Source organism: Bacillus sp. REN10 (assembly GCF_016820555.1).
GTDB lineage: Bacteria > Bacillota > Bacilli > Bacillales > Domibacillaceae > Bacillus_CE.
Genome location: NZ_JADHDW010000003.1, coordinates 139,593 through 155,755, shown reverse-complemented (window position 1 = coordinate 155,755; position 16,163 = coordinate 139,593). Strand labels below are relative to the sequence as shown.

The 16,163-nt window shown below is 39.1% G+C and carries 14 protein-coding genes and 1 riboswitch; of the genes, 8 read left to right on the top strand and 6 right to left on the bottom strand.

The window, feature by feature from the left end:
• Positions 1–32: 32 nt before the first annotated feature.
• Positions 33–1,223: a sodium/glutamate symporter gene (gene gltS / locus IRB43_RS06195; protein WP_203362579.1), complete on the bottom strand. Its 1,191-nt coding sequence runs from the start codon at positions 1,221–1,223 to the stop codon at positions 33–35.
• Between the two features lie 133 nt (positions 1,224–1,356).
• Between gltS and IRB43_RS06190 the strand changes: the two genes are divergently transcribed.
• Positions 1,357–2,295: a LysR family transcriptional regulator gene (locus tag IRB43_RS06190; RefSeq protein ID WP_203362578.1), complete on the top strand. Its 939-nt coding sequence runs from the start codon at positions 1,357–1,359 to the stop codon at positions 2,293–2,295.
• A gap of 53 nt (positions 2,296–2,348) precedes the next feature.
• On the opposite strand, the gene IRB43_RS06185 is transcribed toward IRB43_RS06190, so the two are convergent.
• Entirely contained in the window at positions 2,349–3,590 is a 1,242-nt protein-coding gene (locus tag IRB43_RS06185; RefSeq protein WP_203362577.1) for an MFS transporter, read from the bottom strand.
• A gap of 112 nt (positions 3,591–3,702) precedes the next feature.
• Between IRB43_RS06185 and IRB43_RS06180 the strand changes: the two genes are divergently transcribed.
• Positions 3,703–4,197, top strand: a complete 495-nt coding sequence (locus IRB43_RS06180) for a L,D-transpeptidase family protein (RefSeq protein WP_203362576.1) — start codon at positions 3,703–3,705, stop codon at positions 4,195–4,197.
• A 129-nt stretch (positions 4,198–4,326) separates the two neighbouring features.
• Here the strand turns inward: IRB43_RS06180 and IRB43_RS06175 are convergent, their stop codons facing one another.
• The 3 genes from IRB43_RS06175 to IRB43_RS06165 all read right to left on the bottom strand — a co-directional run bounded on the left by IRB43_RS06175 (position 4,327) and on the right by IRB43_RS06165 (position 8,252).
• Positions 4,327–5,418 carry a branched-chain amino acid aminotransferase gene (locus IRB43_RS06175; protein WP_203362575.1) on the bottom strand — a complete coding sequence of 364 codons (1,092 nt, stop codon included), beginning with the start codon at positions 5,416–5,418 and terminating at the stop codon, positions 4,327–4,329.
• A 316-nt stretch (positions 5,419–5,734) separates the two neighbouring features.
• Complete coding sequence (locus tag IRB43_RS06170) at positions 5,735–7,534, bottom strand: PAS domain S-box protein (RefSeq protein ID WP_203362574.1); 1,800 nt, start codon at positions 7,532–7,534, stop codon at positions 5,735–5,737.
• Between the two features lie 145 nt (positions 7,535–7,679).
• Complete coding sequence (locus IRB43_RS06165) at positions 7,680–8,252, bottom strand: GNAT family N-acetyltransferase (protein WP_203362573.1); 573 nt, start codon at positions 8,250–8,252, stop codon at positions 7,680–7,682.
• A gap of 102 nt (positions 8,253–8,354) precedes the next feature.
• Positions 8,355–8,470, top strand: a riboswitch (TPP riboswitch).
• Positions 8,471–8,592: 122 nt separating this feature from the next.
• Between IRB43_RS06165 and thiC the strand changes: the two genes are divergently transcribed.
• The 5 genes from thiC (at position 8,593) to IRB43_RS06140 (ending at position 14,029) form a co-directional block, all read left to right on the top strand.
• Entirely contained in the window at positions 8,593–10,338 is a 1,746-nt protein-coding gene (gene thiC / locus IRB43_RS06160) for a phosphomethylpyrimidine synthase ThiC (RefSeq protein WP_203362572.1), read from the top strand.
• On the top strand, positions 10,335–10,511 hold the full coding sequence (locus IRB43_RS06155) for a hypothetical protein (protein ID WP_203362571.1): 177 nt from the start codon (positions 10,335–10,337) through the stop codon (positions 10,509–10,511). The genes thiC and IRB43_RS06155 overlap by 4 nt, the downstream gene beginning before the upstream one ends.
• Positions 10,512–10,662: 151 nt before the next feature.
• Entirely contained in the window at positions 10,663–11,304 is a 642-nt protein-coding gene (locus IRB43_RS06150; RefSeq protein WP_203362570.1) for an NUDIX hydrolase, read from the top strand.
• A gap of 346 nt (positions 11,305–11,650) precedes the next feature.
• Complete coding sequence (gene proB / locus IRB43_RS06145) at positions 11,651–12,766, top strand: glutamate 5-kinase (protein ID WP_203362569.1); 1,116 nt, start codon at positions 11,651–11,653, stop codon at positions 12,764–12,766.
• 21 nt (positions 12,767–12,787) lie between these two features.
• Positions 12,788–14,029, top strand: coding sequence for a glutamate-5-semialdehyde dehydrogenase (locus IRB43_RS06140; protein ID WP_203362568.1), 1,242 nt, complete (start codon positions 12,788–12,790; stop codon positions 14,027–14,029).
• A 44-nt stretch (positions 14,030–14,073) separates the two neighbouring features.
• On the opposite strand, the gene IRB43_RS06135 is transcribed toward IRB43_RS06140, so the two are convergent.
• Entirely contained in the window at positions 14,074–14,766 is a 693-nt protein-coding gene (locus IRB43_RS06135) for a hypothetical protein (protein WP_203362567.1), read from the bottom strand.
• A gap of 243 nt (positions 14,767–15,009) precedes the next feature.
• Between IRB43_RS06135 and yfkAB the strand changes: the two genes are divergently transcribed.
• Positions 15,010–16,128 (top strand): radical SAM/CxCxxxxC motif protein YfkAB, encoded by a 1,119-nt coding sequence (gene yfkAB / locus IRB43_RS06130; protein ID WP_203362566.1) that lies wholly within the window; start codon positions 15,010–15,012, stop codon positions 16,126–16,128.
• The last annotated feature ends 35 nt before the right edge of the window (positions 16,129–16,163 follow it).

Genomic DNA, 16,163 nt, shown 5'->3' with positions numbered 1-16,163 from the left:
AAACCTGCAGATCTAGACTGCAGGTTTTCTTATTACTTAAATAATTCAATACTTGTTAAAATAATTGGCATTGATACAAGATCAATTAAGAACGACCCGGCGATCGGTACGATCAAAAAGGCATTTCTTGATGGTCCAAATTTTGCTGTCACAGCTGACATATTGGCCATCGCATTCGGAGTCGCACCAAGCCCATGTCCTAGCATTCCGCTGATCATCACAGCCGCATCGTAATTTTTTCCAAGGACGCGGAAAACAACAAATACAGCAAACAGTGTAATAAATAGAACTTGTACCGCAATAATGAGCAACATCGGTAACGCAAGATCTGCAATTTCCCAAAGCTTAATACTCATTAACGCCATCGCTAAGAAAATATTTAAAGAAATATCCCCAATGATTTGTACAGTCGGCATATTGATGAAATCTTCATTCACTTTATCAATAATAAAGCGAACGATGACTGCTACAATCATTCCTCCAACATAACCAGGCAATGTTAAACCTGTTGTGCTCGCAAATAATTCACCTAAATAAGAGCCAAGAGCCATACAGAATGTGACTAGAAACATTTGACGCATCCATGTCTTTTCATCACTTAATCGCACAAAATGATCTTTTTTGGGTTGTTCCAGTTTATTTACTTTGTCCGTATTGGATTTCAAATTATATTTTTTCATTAAGTAGCCTGCAATTGGTCCGCCAACTAAGCCGCCGCATACGAGACCTAATGTAGCTGCCGCCACTCCAATCGTTGTCGCTGCAGAAAATCCAAGCTCTTCCATCGTCCCACCGTACGCAGCTGCTCCGCCGTGACCACCTGACATAGAAACAGCTCCACATAAAATACCAATTAACGGGTTAATATCCATTAACTTAGATAAAGAAATACCGATGACATTTTGCATCAAAGCAAGGATGGTACACATGCCCCAATAAATCAGCAACAATTTTCCGCCAATTTTAATTAAAGCTGTACTTGCTCCTAAACCAACCGTTGTGAAGAAGGCTAACATAAATAAACTTTGCAATGACGTATCCATCGTAATCGCTACAATGTTAAATTTGTTTAAGATTGCAACTAAAATAGCAAAGAATAAACCTCCAACCACCGGAGCTGGTATGCAAAATCTATCGAATATTGGTATTTTTTTAATTAAAAAAGAACCGATCATAAATACTAATACGGCCAAAAATAAACTAGTTACTTGGTTAAACTCCATATAAACACTCCTTATTTATTCTTGCTGTAAGCGTTTGCCATAGTATAGTATACAAAATATAATATATATATTCTAATACTACATTTCGATACTAATATAGTTTTTTTCTATACCTAACGAAAAGGAGAATTTTATGGATTTTCGTAAATTGCAGTATTTTGTTGTAACGGCACAGGAACAAAGCATTTCAAAAGCAGCTATTCTTCTACACATTTCTCAACCTTCTCTTAGTCACTCTATAAAAAAATTAGAAGAAGAATTAAAATTTTCATTATTTGAAAGAACAGCTAAAGGGATCGAATTAACAGAACCCGGAAAACGTTTTTACAATCGAGCGTTAGAGATCATTCAGCACGTGCATAACGTGGAGATGGAAATTGAGGAAATTCAACAAATGGGGGAAGGCAAATTATCGATTGGTTTAATTGAATCTGTTCGAAATTGGCTTCCTAAAATGGTGGCAGACTATACGAAGCAGCATCCTAAATTAAAAGTGGAATTAAAAGAAATGCTCACGCCAGATAGCATTATTCAAGCCTTAAATCGGCTGGATGTACATTTTGTGATTTCGAATCATAAAATTAAATCAGATTTAATTCATGTGCAAGAGCTATATTCCGAGCCTCTAGTTGTCGCTATGAATAAAAGTCATCCATTAGCTCATTATCAGCAGATTTACTTAGAGGACTTAGCATCAGAAGCTTTTATTGTTAGTACCCACGGATTGCAGACGAGAGATAATTTGCTGCAAATGTTTCAGCGTCACAACTTGCCTTTAAAAGTCCAATTTGAAATTGAACGGTTCGAAATGGCTTGCCGTTTAATTGAGCAGAACGTTGGAATTGCCTTGCTTCCAATCAATTCAATCAAAAGCTATCGAAGCGATGACATTATTTATAAATCGATTCAAGATGAGTCTATTTTTCGAACCATTTATTTAATGACAATCAAAAACCGCTATCTTCCCCCTGTTGTTGAGGAGTTCATTCAGCTTCTTTTAACAAAAGAAAACGATGAGTTAATTCAGCATAGTTGGATGATAGATTCGTACATGGCATCATCTTTCCAATGAAAAAGGAACGAAAACATTCCTTTTTCATTGGTTTGATACAAATAAAGTGTTAATTAATGAACCGACTCGGATGAAGCAGTATTTGAACTTCTTTCTTTTTGCATGGAATACAAAGGTAGAATGAATAATAAACCGACGATAAACAACAAAGCAGCTGTTTCATATAAAGAAACAATATTGAATATTTCAAGTAGCTTGCCTGCGATGCTCATCGTTACAACCATCGCTCCCGTAAAGAGTGGTGTGAGAATGCCATTGACCCGGCCAATAAAACTTCCTTCTGTGTTTTGCAGGATCATCGTATTGATGCCAATTTGAATACAAGGCATAAACAACCCGCTTATAAATTCAGCTCCTAATGTGATCCATAAATTAGTAGATATACCAATCACACTAATTCCGGCAGCATTCATCAGCATCCCTAGCAGTAACATTCTTTGAGGAAGAAGCTTTTGAGAAAATGCCATGGCTAATGCTCCACCAACAATCATCCCAACACCGTTAACCATTAATAGCCATTGCAAATTCTCTTTTTCTAGCCCCAACCTTTCAATGACAAGGAAAATATTTAATGGCTGGATCAACCCGATACCAAGACCAGCTGCTATAAAGCAAACACCTAATAGTTTCAGCATTTTCTTTCGCCATACGTACTGAATCCCACTTTTCATTTCTTGTAACAGCGTTGTTGATGCTTGCGAGCGATCAATCACTTGGTCCGCTGGAATAAATACTAACATAAGAGCTGAAAGTAAAAATGCTACTCCTGTCAATAAAATAGAAGTGTAGATTCCAAAATTCTGATAAATAACTGTTCCAAGCGCTGGACCTAAAATCATAAACACAGCAAAGATTGTCTGATAAATAGACATCGCCGCTTGCACGAGCGACTCTGTTAAATGCATTTTAAACAACTTCATACCAGAAGGCTGTGAAAACTGCGAAAGAATAGACGAGATAAGCATGGCTAGAAATACCATTTTCCAAGTGCTGACCGTTAATGCTAATAAAACAGCAAATACTGATAAAGCACTTAGGAGATCACACCAAATCATCGTTCTTTTCGGACGCCAGCGATCGGCAAATGTTCCACCGATAAAAGAAAAAATAAAAATAGGGGCAAATTCTGCCACAGAAATCATAGATACAGCAAAAGGGTCTCCTTTCGTCTGTTCCATTACAAAAAGCAACACTGCAAAATTACGAATCCAAATGCCGATCTGAAGAAAAAGAGCCGAAGCAAGAATCACGCGGACAAAAGGATTTTTGAATAAAGATCGCTGATCAGCGGACATGAGTTCCTCCTTTTTTATTAGGCTAAATCATAAACAAATGACATATCAATGAAAAAGGCGCTTCATTCTCCATTTATGACATTTGGTTACTTGTAAAGGTGGTGTCATCCTCATGTTTCATACAGTAAAAGCAGGCGAAACATTGAAATCTATTTCCGAAGATTATCGAGTCTCCTTGTCGAGACTAATTAAAGCGAACCCAGGGATCGGACAAAATGGAATTCACGTTGGACAAAAAATTGTGATCCCAGGAGTACCTTCTCCTGAAACGATTCCTTATCAAATTTCTGTTTCTTTGTCTGCTCGCACCTTGACTTTAACGCACCAAGGAAGGGTCTTAAAAGTTTATCCAGTAGGTGTCGGAAAAATGCTCACCCGAACACCTGTAGGATCATTTGTCATTATTAATAAGTCCCCCAATCCAGGTGGCCCATACGGCACGATGTGGATGAGTTTATCAAAAAAATCTTATGGGATTCACGGAACGAATAATCCAGCTTCTATTGGAAAATACGTGTCTAAAGGCTGCATTCGCATGTACAATCACGACGTAGAACAATTAGCAAAAACCGTGCCTATTGGTACACAAGTAAATATTCTCTATTAGATTTTTGGGCTGTTTATGCAAGTAGACGCCTTTTGATGATTTATCCCGTATTAACAACAGCCTGTAAACGCTCGATTGGTTCAACTTTAATCAGTGGGGGCTTCATCCCCCACTGATTAAAGTTTCATTTTATTTGGCAACAGATTTTTGGTCAACTTCTACTACCCAACCGAACGGATCTGGCTCTGTTCCATTTTGAATGCCTGTAATCGTTTTGTACAAACGCTTAGAGATTTCTCCTGTCTCGCCTTCATTAATTACAAGCTTTTCATCTTTCCAGAAGAATTCTCCAATAGGAGAAATGACAGCAGCTGTTCCGGTACCGAACGCTTCTTCTAATTGTCCGGCTTTATAGGCATCATACACTTCTTGCATGGAAACTCTACGTTCTGAAACTGGTACACCCCAATGTTTTAACAGCTGAATAACTGAGTTGCGTGTTACCCCTTCTAAAATGCTTCCATTCAAAGCCGGTGTCACTACTTCCCCGTTAATTTTAAAGAACACGTTCATGCTGCCGACTTCTTCAATATATTTCTTCTCTACCCCGTCTAACCACAATACTTGAGAATATTCTTTTTGACTGGCTACTTCTTGTGCTTTCAAACTTGAAGCATAGTTTCCTGCTGTCTTTGCTTCACCCGTTCCACCAGCTACCGCACGAACATACTCGTTTTCTACTAAAATTTTCACTGGTTGAATTCCCTCTTTGTAGTATAGACCTACCGGTGAAAGAATGATAATAAATTGATAACGGCTTGATGCATGGACTCCAAGGAAAGGTTCTGTCGCAATAATAAAGGGACGAATGTAAAGTGATGTTCCCTCTGCCTTAGGGATCCACTCTTTATCAATTAAAATTAATTGTTTTAATGCTTCTAAGGCCAACTCCTCATCAAAAGCCGGAATACATAATCGATCATTTGAACGATTTAATCTTTGCATATTTCTTTCCGGACGGAATAATAAAATCCGATTGTCATTTGTTACATACGCTTTTAATCCTTCAAATACCGTTTGTCCATAGTGAAAAATCATCGAAGCAGGATCTAACATAAGTGGCTGATACGGAATAATTCGAGGATCATGCCAACCCTTTCCTGCTGTATAATCCATCACAAACATATGATCAGTAAATATTTTTCCAAATCCTAATTGATCGGATACTGGTTTTTGTTTTTTTTCAGTACTTAATTGAACTTGAATGGTTTGCTCTGTCATTTTGCATAACTCCTTGCTGAATAAAGATTTTGTTTAGAAAAAATCACCAATGAATAAATATATACTTATTATATTACAATTTTTTAGAATCTTTACACAATAGGTAATTTCAAAAAAAATAAAATTTTACAAAAATATTATTTTAAAAGATGAAAAACGTGCTGATTTGACTACGATCTTTTGTATCTTTAGATGCTTAAAAATTTTTAAAATTTACTTGAATTTTGCACATAGTGTATTTTAATAAAATTAAACAAAAAAATAGGATTGCCAGTCAATTTAACAATCCCGAGAGTTGATTATGTTTATTTTTCAGCTACTCTAGTTTGACGGGGAGGCAAACTAAAACTTTTGTCCCTTTTTCTTCTTCACTTTCAAATAAAATCTTCCCTTTATGATGCTCAATAATTTTAAAACTAACCATCAGCCCTAAACCGGTTCCCTTTTCCTTATTAGAATAAAAAGGTTCACCAAGTCGCGGAATGCGATCTGGTGAAATACCAATGCCTTCGTCAATGACCTCGATACATACATATTCATTTCCTAATCGTTTTGTTTTCACCAATAAATTTCCGCCATTTGGCATGGAATCGATCGCATTTTTGATCAAGTTAATCATCACTTGTTTTATTTGTTTTTTCTCTAATTTAACAAGCGGTAATTCTTCAAAAATATCGGTCATCAGTTCCACTTTATGTAGCAGTGCTTCCGGATGCATAAAATCAATGGTTTCATTGACTAACTGATTAATATTATACACTTCGAACTTAGTTTCTTGATTCGGCTTAGCTAACATTAAAAATTCCTGCATAATAGACTCAATTCGCTCGAGCTCAGATAATATAATCTCACTATATTTATTATGAGTTTCTTGCCCCCATAATTGCGTAAACCCTTTGATCGCTGTTAAAGGATTTCTCACTTCATGGGCAATTCCTGCTGCTAATTGACCAATTGCCCCTAGCTTATCTTGTTTATTTAGCAATAGCTCTTTTTCTTTTAAACTGGAAATATCTTGCGTCACCGTCACCATCCGATGAAGATATTGAATATCTTTAATAGGGGTTTTTCTCGATCGAAACCACTTTACAGTACCATCCTTATCGAAAATCCGATATTCTACTTCCGAGTCTGTATTAGCTGACTTTAGAAATTGTTTAAATATCTCTCTATCCTCTTCATGAATAAATTGATAAATACTGTTGAAATTTTTATAGAAATCTTCTTTCGAATGCCCAAGTATTCTCTCATAAGAGGGACTCATGTACACTACTTTTTTTAATGAAAAATCAAACACGCAAAAAATCTCATTTATATTTTCGGAAATCTCCAAAAACTTCACTTCATGTTCCTTTAACTCTTTCACTTTTTGATCTAATAAGAGCGCTGCTTCCACTTTATCGGTAATATTTCGGCTAACTCCTACAACAGCAACCATCTCGCCGTGAATATCAAGTACAGGAGTAGCTGAAACGACCGCATGTATAAGGGATTTATCCTTTTTTTGGCGAATCGTCTTATGGTTGCGAACCGCTTCGCCTCTTTGAAGCATGTCTGAAAACATTTGGCGTTCCCCTCTTAAATGGTAAGGAATAGTTGGTACTTCTGTCCCAACCAATTCATCTAAACTCCAGCCGTATACTCGTTCGAATGCTTCATTGACCTTCATGATTTTACCTTCACGGTTTAATATATAAACAGGATCATTCGTAGTGGTTAAAAAGGCATCACACCATCCTAAACAACCAGTTACTTCAGATAACTTTTGACCTATTACATAAAACAACTTGCTTTGCGAATCGTACATCATGCTCCATTTATAAACAAATAAAGTACCTGTTCGATGAAGAATTCTTGCATTAGCGGAAATAGAGCTAGCACTTTCTACCGCTTGATTCATGAGTTCCATGATTTTTTTGTGCGGTTTGCTGTTCCAAAGGTCGAATATTGAGAGCGTTTCACTTTTCGGATTTAACCCAGTCATTTCGATAAATACAGGGTTCCCTGTTAAAAGAATCCCCTCCGCATTCATTGAAAAAACTAGATCTGAGCTATGCTCCCAAAACCATTCTATATTTCGATCATTCATTCTATTTATTAGCGCTTTATTATTCACAAAAAATCCTCTCCCTCTTTATAACTATGTCGAAATATTCTTATTTTTTCAGCAAAAACCGTTCAACAAATGATGAGTTTTTCCGACAATAATCTCGATAGACAAGAGAAAGACATGAATCGTAATGATTTTGAAAGCAGCTTTTTTATTTACTTATTCGAGCATAAATGCACATGTCTCTTATTTGAGTGCTATCCGCTGATAACTGCTCTTTTCTTAATACACCCTCAAGAGTAAATTGCAGTTTTTCAGCAATAGCACGGCTTCTTTTATTGTTAGTATCGCATCTGATCTCTACTCGATTAGCTTGTAAATGTTCAAAAGCAAAAGCAGTGATTGCTTCCACTGCTTCTGTCATATAGCCACGCCCTGAAAATTTCGTGTTGACCCAATAGCCAATTTCAAATTTGCGAACCTTCCAATCGATCCGATGCAAGCCGGAAGAACCGATGAACTGCCCCGTTTCTTTATCAAAAATATGCAACCTTAAATCTTCACGAGCGATAAATTTTGCATAGGCTTCTCTCACGTTCGCTTCTGCTCCTTCAAGCGATTGCTCATCATGAACAAACGGCAGCCATGGCTTCATTTCATGCAACGAAGCTTGAATGGCTTCATATACTGCTTTTCCATCTCCCGGTAAAGGCAGACGAATATGCAATCTGTCAGTAAAAAATTCAGTTGGAAAATCGATTAATAATGGGTTCAATGAAAGCACCTCCAAATTTTACAGAACATTATACCAGCTCATTGTATATTTTGGAATTTTTTCTTTACAATGCATTAAAATTGGTATAGAGTGAAGGAGTAAATTGAATATGTTGCAAACTAGGGGTGTCCACTAAGCTTGGGCTGAGAGAGAGACGCAAAGAAGTTTCTTAACCCTCAGGACCTGATCTGGTTCATACCAGCGTGGGGAAGTTTATATCTGTTTATTAGCTTGTGTTTTTATGCTATTTAACTGATCATTAACCGGGTCCGTCTATTTATAGGGCTCGGTTTTTTCATGCATGGGTAGAATCGGATTTCGTCCTTTTGTTAACAAAGGAGGAAAAATGATGAAAGAACAAAGACCAGATGAAAAGTTGAATTTAATGCACCGTTTTCCAAATAGCAAAAAAGTATATGTGGAGGGATCTAGAGCTGATATGAAGGTGCCTTTTCGTGAAATTACCTTATCGCCGACGATCACCTCAACAAAGGAAGAGCCAAATCCTTCCCTTCGAGTGTATGATACAAGTGGTTATTATACAGATGATGAGGTAAATATTCGAATTGAAAACGGGTTGCCTGCGGTTCGTGATCAATGGATTGCAGAGCGTAATGATACAGAAGAATACACAGGCCGTACTGTGCGTCCTGAAGACAATGGGTTTAAAACAAAACAACAAGATCAGTCGCTTCTGTTTAAAGGCTTAACAAGAAAGCCACGACGAGCTAAAACAGGACAAAATGTGACCCAGCTTCACTATGCCCGCCGAGGAATCATCACACCTGAAATGGAGTTTATCGCTATTAGAGAAGGAATGGATGCGGAGTTTGTTCGGAAGGAAATCGCGGAAGGCCGAGCGATTATCCCAGCAAATATTAATCATCCAGAAAGCGAACCTATGATTATCGGACGCGCTTTTCATGTAAAAATCAATGCGAACATCGGAAATTCAGCTGTGACTTCCTCTATTTATGAAGAGGTCGAAAAAATGACTTGGGCGATTCGTTGGGGAGCAGATACGATGATGGATCTTTCGACCGGAAAGAATATCCATACGACAAGAGAATGGATTATTCGTAATTGTCCGGTTCCTGTTGGTACAGTCCCTATCTATCAAGCGTTAGAGAAAGTAAACGGCATCGCCGAAGATTTAAATTGGGAAGTGTTTCGTGACACATTGATCGAGCAAGCGGAACAAGGTGTTGATTACTTTACGATTCATGCTGGTGTTCGTCTCCCCTATATTCCATTGACGGCGAAACGAACGACAGGCATCGTTTCTCGCGGAGGCTCGATTATGGCTCAGTGGTGCCTAGCTCATCATCAGGAAAACTTTTTATATACGCATTTTGAAGAAATCTGTGAAATTATGAAAACGTATGACGTCGCTTTCTCATTAGGAGATGGCCTGCGACCTGGCTCCATTGCCGATGCGAATGATGAAGCACAATTTGCCGAGCTTCAAACATTAGGAGAGCTAACTAAAATTGCTTGGAAACATGATGTACAAGTAATGATTGAAGGGCCTGGACATGTACCGATGCATAAAATTAAAGAAAATATGGATAAGCAGTTAGAGATGTGTATGGAGGCTCCCTTTTATACACTTGGTCCATTAACAACCGATATTGCCCCGGGATATGATCATATCACCTCCGCCATCGGTGCAGCGATGATTGCTACCTATGGGACGGCAATGCTTTGTTATGTCACACCGAAAGAGCATTTAGGGCTTCCGAATAAAGAGGATGTGCGAGAGGGTGTAATTGCTTATAAAATCGCCGCCCATGCAGCCGATCTCGCGAAAGGCCATCCACAAGCTCACTTACGGGATGACGCGCTGTCTAAAGCCCGTTTTGAATTTCGCTGGCACGATCAATTTAATCTTTCGTTGGATCCGGAACGCGCACTTGAATACCATGATGAAACACTGCCAGCAGAAGGAGCAAAAACAGCTCACTTTTGCTCGATGTGCGGACCTAAATTTTGTAGCATGAAAATTTCACACCACATCCGTGAAATGGAAGTGGAAAAAGGGTTAAAAGAAAAAGCCGATGAATTCCGTCAATCAGGAGCAGAGATTTATCAATGAACACCGCCAAAGCTACACAATTAAAAAGTGAAATTATGACATTAGAACAAAAAGTGAGCCAGTTAAAACAAGAACTGTCTTCGCTGCAACAAAATTGTGTTCATCAGTTTGAAAAGAAGGCTTTTGTCAGAGTATGTCAAAAATGCGGCTATTCAGACAGTACGTTATGGTAAACAGACAGCTAGAGATCTCCTTCTCTAGCTGTCTGTTTCTTTACCGGCTCTTCTTCTTTTCGTATAGAGCATTTGGGAACGTCTCATTTTTTTCACAAATGTATGCAATTGTTTTATAATAATAGAAATGGTGAAAGAAAAGAGGAAACGTATGAAAACAGATCAGCTGTTGAAACAATTCCATCAGCGAACACCGACCATTTTAGGCAGTGAGCACTTCTCTAAATATGCTGTCCTCCTTCCGCTCGTAGAAAAAGAAGGCGAGATTCATATATTGTTCCAAGTCCGCTCTCTGCAAATGAGAAATCAGCCAGGTGAAGTGTGCTTTCCGGGTGGAAGAATTGAAAAATTTGATAAAAGTGAGTTTCATACAGCCATTCGTGAAACATCGGAAGAACTGGGTATTAATCCTTCTGACATTACTCAAGTATTTTCACTGGACTTTATCGTCTCTCCGTTTGGCACGATGATTTACCCATTTGCCGGTTGCTTATTACCAGAATCGACACTAAAGCCAAATCAAGATGAAGTGGAACAATTATTTACTGTGCCTCTTGATTACTTGCTTCAGCATTCGCCTAAAAAACATCATATCCATTTCAAAGTAGAGCCGGAAGAAAATTTTCCTTTTGATCTCATTATTGGAGGAGAAAACTACAATTGGCGGCCGCGAAAAATGGAAGAGTATTTTTATTTTTATGAAGACAAAATTATTTGGGGGTTAACAGCTAGAATTTTAAAGCATTTTCTCGACTTGCTTAAAGATCAAGAGGTTGATTTAGAAAATGTTTAATCCATATGCTCTTGACAAATCAGAAAATCTATAGATAATTGTAATAATTATGAATACTTGAACGATAAAGGGATTAGTAAATTTGTGAAATGCGCCAGAGAGTGGGGTCCGCCGGCTGTAAGGCTCCTCGCAGGAAGCAATTGAACCTGCCCTTTGTAATATCGCTTATGGAAACATAGGCCGTCTCCCTCGTTACGGGATCGAGCGGGCGCAATTTGCGCCAAAAAAGGTGGTACCGCGGATCAGCATGCCCTCCGTCCTTTTATGGATAGGAGGGGCATGCTTTTTTTCATTTTCTAGGCCAAACATTTGCACCTAGCCAAATTTGATAAAAGGATGATTTGTTGTGAAGAAATACCGAGTAGTTGTGAAAATTGGAAGCAGCTCATTAACCGATGAGCAAGGAAACATTGTTGAAGAAAAAGTTTGGGACCACGTGGAAGCCATCGCCAAGATGAAACAAAAAGGCCATGAAGTCATTATCGTTTCTTCTGGGGCTGTAGCTGCCGGATTCCAATCATTAGGCTATACATCGCGCCCCAAAACCGTCGCGGCGAAACAAGCATCAGCTGCTGTGGGTCAAAGCTTACTGATTCAAAAATATATCTCGTTGTTTTCGACTTTTCATCTAGCCGTTGCTCAAATGCTGTTGACGAGAGAAGACTTTTACAACCGCGGCCGCTTTCAAAATTTTTATACAGCGATGTCTGAGCTATTACGAGCAGGGGCCATCCCGATTATTAACGAGAATGACTGTATTTCTATCGAGGAGCTTACTTATGGTGACAATGATCTGTTATCGGCGCTTGTCAGCGGCTTTGTTCAAGCGGATGCTTTAATCATTTTAACCGATATTGATGGCTTATATGACAGTAACCCAAATTCTAATCCGGAAGCAAAAAGATTTCACTTTATTCCTGAAGTCACAGAAGAGCTGCTCAGTTACGCTGGAGACAGTGGTTCATCAGTGGGTACAGGCGGAATGAAGTCAAAGCTAATCGCCGCTGAAAAAGCACTGTCCCTTGGTGTCCCTGTATTTGTCGGAACTGGAAAAGGAGTGGATAAATTACTAGACATCCTTGAAGGCAAAGGCAGCGGAACCTATATTGGCTCTCCTTTTAAATCGCATATGCAAATGAAAAAACAGTGGATAGCTCACCATGCGAAAACCTCTGGAACTATTATCATTGATGAAGGAGCGGAAACCGCCCTTCTCTCTAAAGGAAAGAGCTTGCTGCCAGCCGGTATATTATCAGTAGAAGGCTTATTTCATCCAATGGATGTCGTCAATGTCTTAAATCGCAAACGAGAAATCATTGGCAGAGGACAAGTATTCTATTCTTCCGTCGACCTTGACAAAATTAAAGGTTTATCCAGTTCAGAAGCCAAAGTGTACTCGATTAATGAGCGGGCCGAAGTGATTCACCGCGACAACTGGGTCACTACTAACTTCATTAAATAAATAATAGATAGGAGAAAAAACATGAGTGAATTAATTGAAAAAGCAAAACTACTAAAAGCAGCCTCCCTGCAAATGAGCTTGCTGTCTGAACACGAAAAGAATCAAGGACTAGAAAAAATAGCCGAGGGGCTAATCGAACAATCTAATTTTATTTTGCAGGAAAATGCAAAGGATATGGAGAACGGCGTAAAAGCAGGTTTCTCTCCTAATATTTTAGATCGCTTACAGCTGAGTGAGGAGCGGATTCAGCAAATCGCTGACGGCGTCCGCCAGCTCATTCAACTAAAAGATCCTGTAGGAGAAATTGTCGAGGAGCATGAAACCACTCATGGCTTGAAAATTGAAACAATCCGCGTTCCTCTAGGCGTCATTGGGATGGTATACGAGGCTCGTCCAAATGTAACCGTCGATGCAGCTGCTTTATGCTTAAAAGCAGGAAATGCCGTACTATTAAGAGGAAGCTCTTCTGCTGCTCATTCTAATCAAGCGTTAGTCAAAGTGATGAAGGCCGCCTTGCAGCAGTCTCCTATTCCTGAGGATGCGCTTCAGCTGTTAGAAGATACAAGCCGCGAAACAGCTTCCGAGATGTTTCAGTTAAATGAATATTTAGATGTGTTAATTCCCCGTGGCGGAGCTGGCCTTATTCAAGCAGTTGTTCGTCAAGCAACTGTTCCTGTGTTAGAAACAGGCGTTGGAAATTGCCATATTTTCATTGATGACAGTGCGGACAAGCAAATGGCCATTGATATTGCTGTAAATGCGAAAACACAGCGTCCGTCTGTTTGTAACGCAGCGGAAACGTTGCTGATTCATCAAGATTGGCCTCATCGCGCAGCTGTATTAGAGGCACTGCATAAAAAAGAGGTGGAACTTCGAGGAGATCAACACTTAGCCACTGAATTTCCTTTTGTCAAAGGGGCAACAGATGAAGACTGGGGTACCGAATATTTAGCTCCTATTCTCGCTGTAAAAACGGTGGCGAACGTACAAGAAGCGGTCAAACATATTCATCAATTTGGAACGAAGCATTCTGAAGCTATCATTTCGGAAACAAAAGAGAATGTCGATTGGTTTTTCCGTGCTATCGATGCAGCTGTTCTATACCATAACGCTTCAACTCGCTTTACAGATGGTGAACAATTTGGCTTAGGAGCTGAAATTGGGATCAGCACTCAAAAGCTACACGCTAGAGGACCTATGGGACTTAAAGCGATTACTACCGTTAAATCATTAGTAAAAGGGAGCGGACAAATTCGCTCTTAAAAAAAGAAGGCGAAAGAGAACCTTACTCTTTCGCCTTCTTTTTATTATTTAACTTGCGTGATGGTCATTTGTTCCCCTTCTGTTTTATAAACAAAGGTTACTTCTGCTCCTTCTTCTAACGCTTCGAATTTCTTCACTTCTTCACCATCAGGGTTGATTTGAAAGGCTTTGTCTTCCCCATCTACATTGATTTCCACTGTATGAAGATCCGCCATGCCATTATAAGTCCCTTTAGCCTCTACTTCCTGCACGGCTGTTTGGCCATTCATTTCTCCCTGCTCCGGTTCAGATGTTTCTTGTTCCGTGTCCTGCTTAGTGGTTACCGTTTTTACTTGTGTGATGGTCATTTGTTCCCCTTCTGTTTTATAAACAAAAGTCACCTCTGACCCTGCCTCTAACGCTTCGAATTTCTTCACTTCTTCACCATCAGGGTTGATTTGAAAGGCCTTGTCTTCCCCATTCACATTGATTTCCACTGTATGAGGATCCGCCATGCCGTTATAAATCCCTGTTGCTTCTACTTCTTCCGCTACGGGTTCGCTTTTCGACTCTTCTTTTGGAGATGCGTTCGTTTCTTTTTCCACTTCTTGCTCAGGAGCCGTTGCTTGATCCGTTGTTTGTTCTGTTTCTTGCTTCTCAGGAGTTTCTCCACTTTTCGTTGTATCCGCATCAGAGCATGCTGCTAACACGCCGCCAGCTAATAATACAGCTCCCATGACAGTTGTCATTTTTTTCATATGTACCTCTCCCTCCAACTACTAGTTAACTCGCCTACATTGTATCACAGGTGAAATTGTTTCCAAAGAAAAGACACTAGAAAATAGAAAAAATAGTTCTCAAGATTGATAGATAAAATGAATCATTATTTAACAATAGATTGAAGAAAAAACAAGAGACGGCCTATCTAACTTCGTTTTCCCCTAGCCATTTCTTTTCGAAAAGAGTTATAATATTAATGTCTATAGAAAAGAGGTTTTACAATGAAACAATTGATTCATCCACAATTTGACCCATGGGAACCTTATTCGGATATCCAAACAGCAGGTCAGATGAAATTATCAAATGTCGAGTTTACGACAACCACATTATGTAATATGCGTTGTGAACATTGTGCAGTTGGCTATACATTACAAACGAAAGATCCAGAAGCTTTACCGCTTGAGCTAATCCTTCGTAGGTTAGATGAAGTACCAGACTTGCGGGCTCTTAGTATTACAGGCGGAGAACCCATGTTATCTAAATCCTCCGTTCGGAACTATGTATTGCCACTGTTGAAATACGCTCATGAACGTGATGTATATACACAGCTCAATTCAAACTTAACGATTGAATTGTCTCGCTATGAAGAAATCACCCCTTATTTAGATGTGCTACACATCTCACATAACTGGGGAACAATCGAAGAGTTTGTCGAAACAGGATTCGCTAATATGGAACGAAAACCTACGATTGCCCAGCGGGAAGCTCTTTTTCAACGAATGATTGATAATAGTAAGGCGCTGTCAAAAATGGGGGTTATAGTCTCAGCGGAAACGATGTTAAATAAAAAAACACTTCCTTATCTAGAGAAGATTCATCGCGAAATTGTTGATGACATGGGCTGTGCTCGCCATGAAATTCACCCGATGTATCCAAGCGATTTTGCCAGCGCATTAGAATCCCTTTCGTTACAAGAAATGCGTAAAGCGATTCATCATTTACTCGATGTTCGCGACCCAAACATTTGGATGCTTTTCGGTACTCTTCCGTTTTATTCATGCAGCCAAAAAGAAGAAGACCAACAGCTGTTAAAGAGGCTACGAAACGAAAATATGGTCACTGTAAGAAATGACCCTGACGGACGTTCGAGACTGAATGTTAACATTTTTAATGGAGATATTATTGTGACAGACTTTGGAGATGCTCCGCCATTAGGTAATATCCAAACAAATACATTAGAAGAAGCTTATCGTGCTTGGATGAACTCTTCCATTGCGTCCGAATTAAATTGTCACTGCCCAAGCGTCCAATGTCTCGGGCCAAATATTTTAGTGAAACACACTTATTATGAGCAAGAAGATTTTACAACTAAAAAGGCTGAAACCAGTTCATTGTCATAGTAAAAAGAGAGTGATACAAAAGGTCGTTAAACACG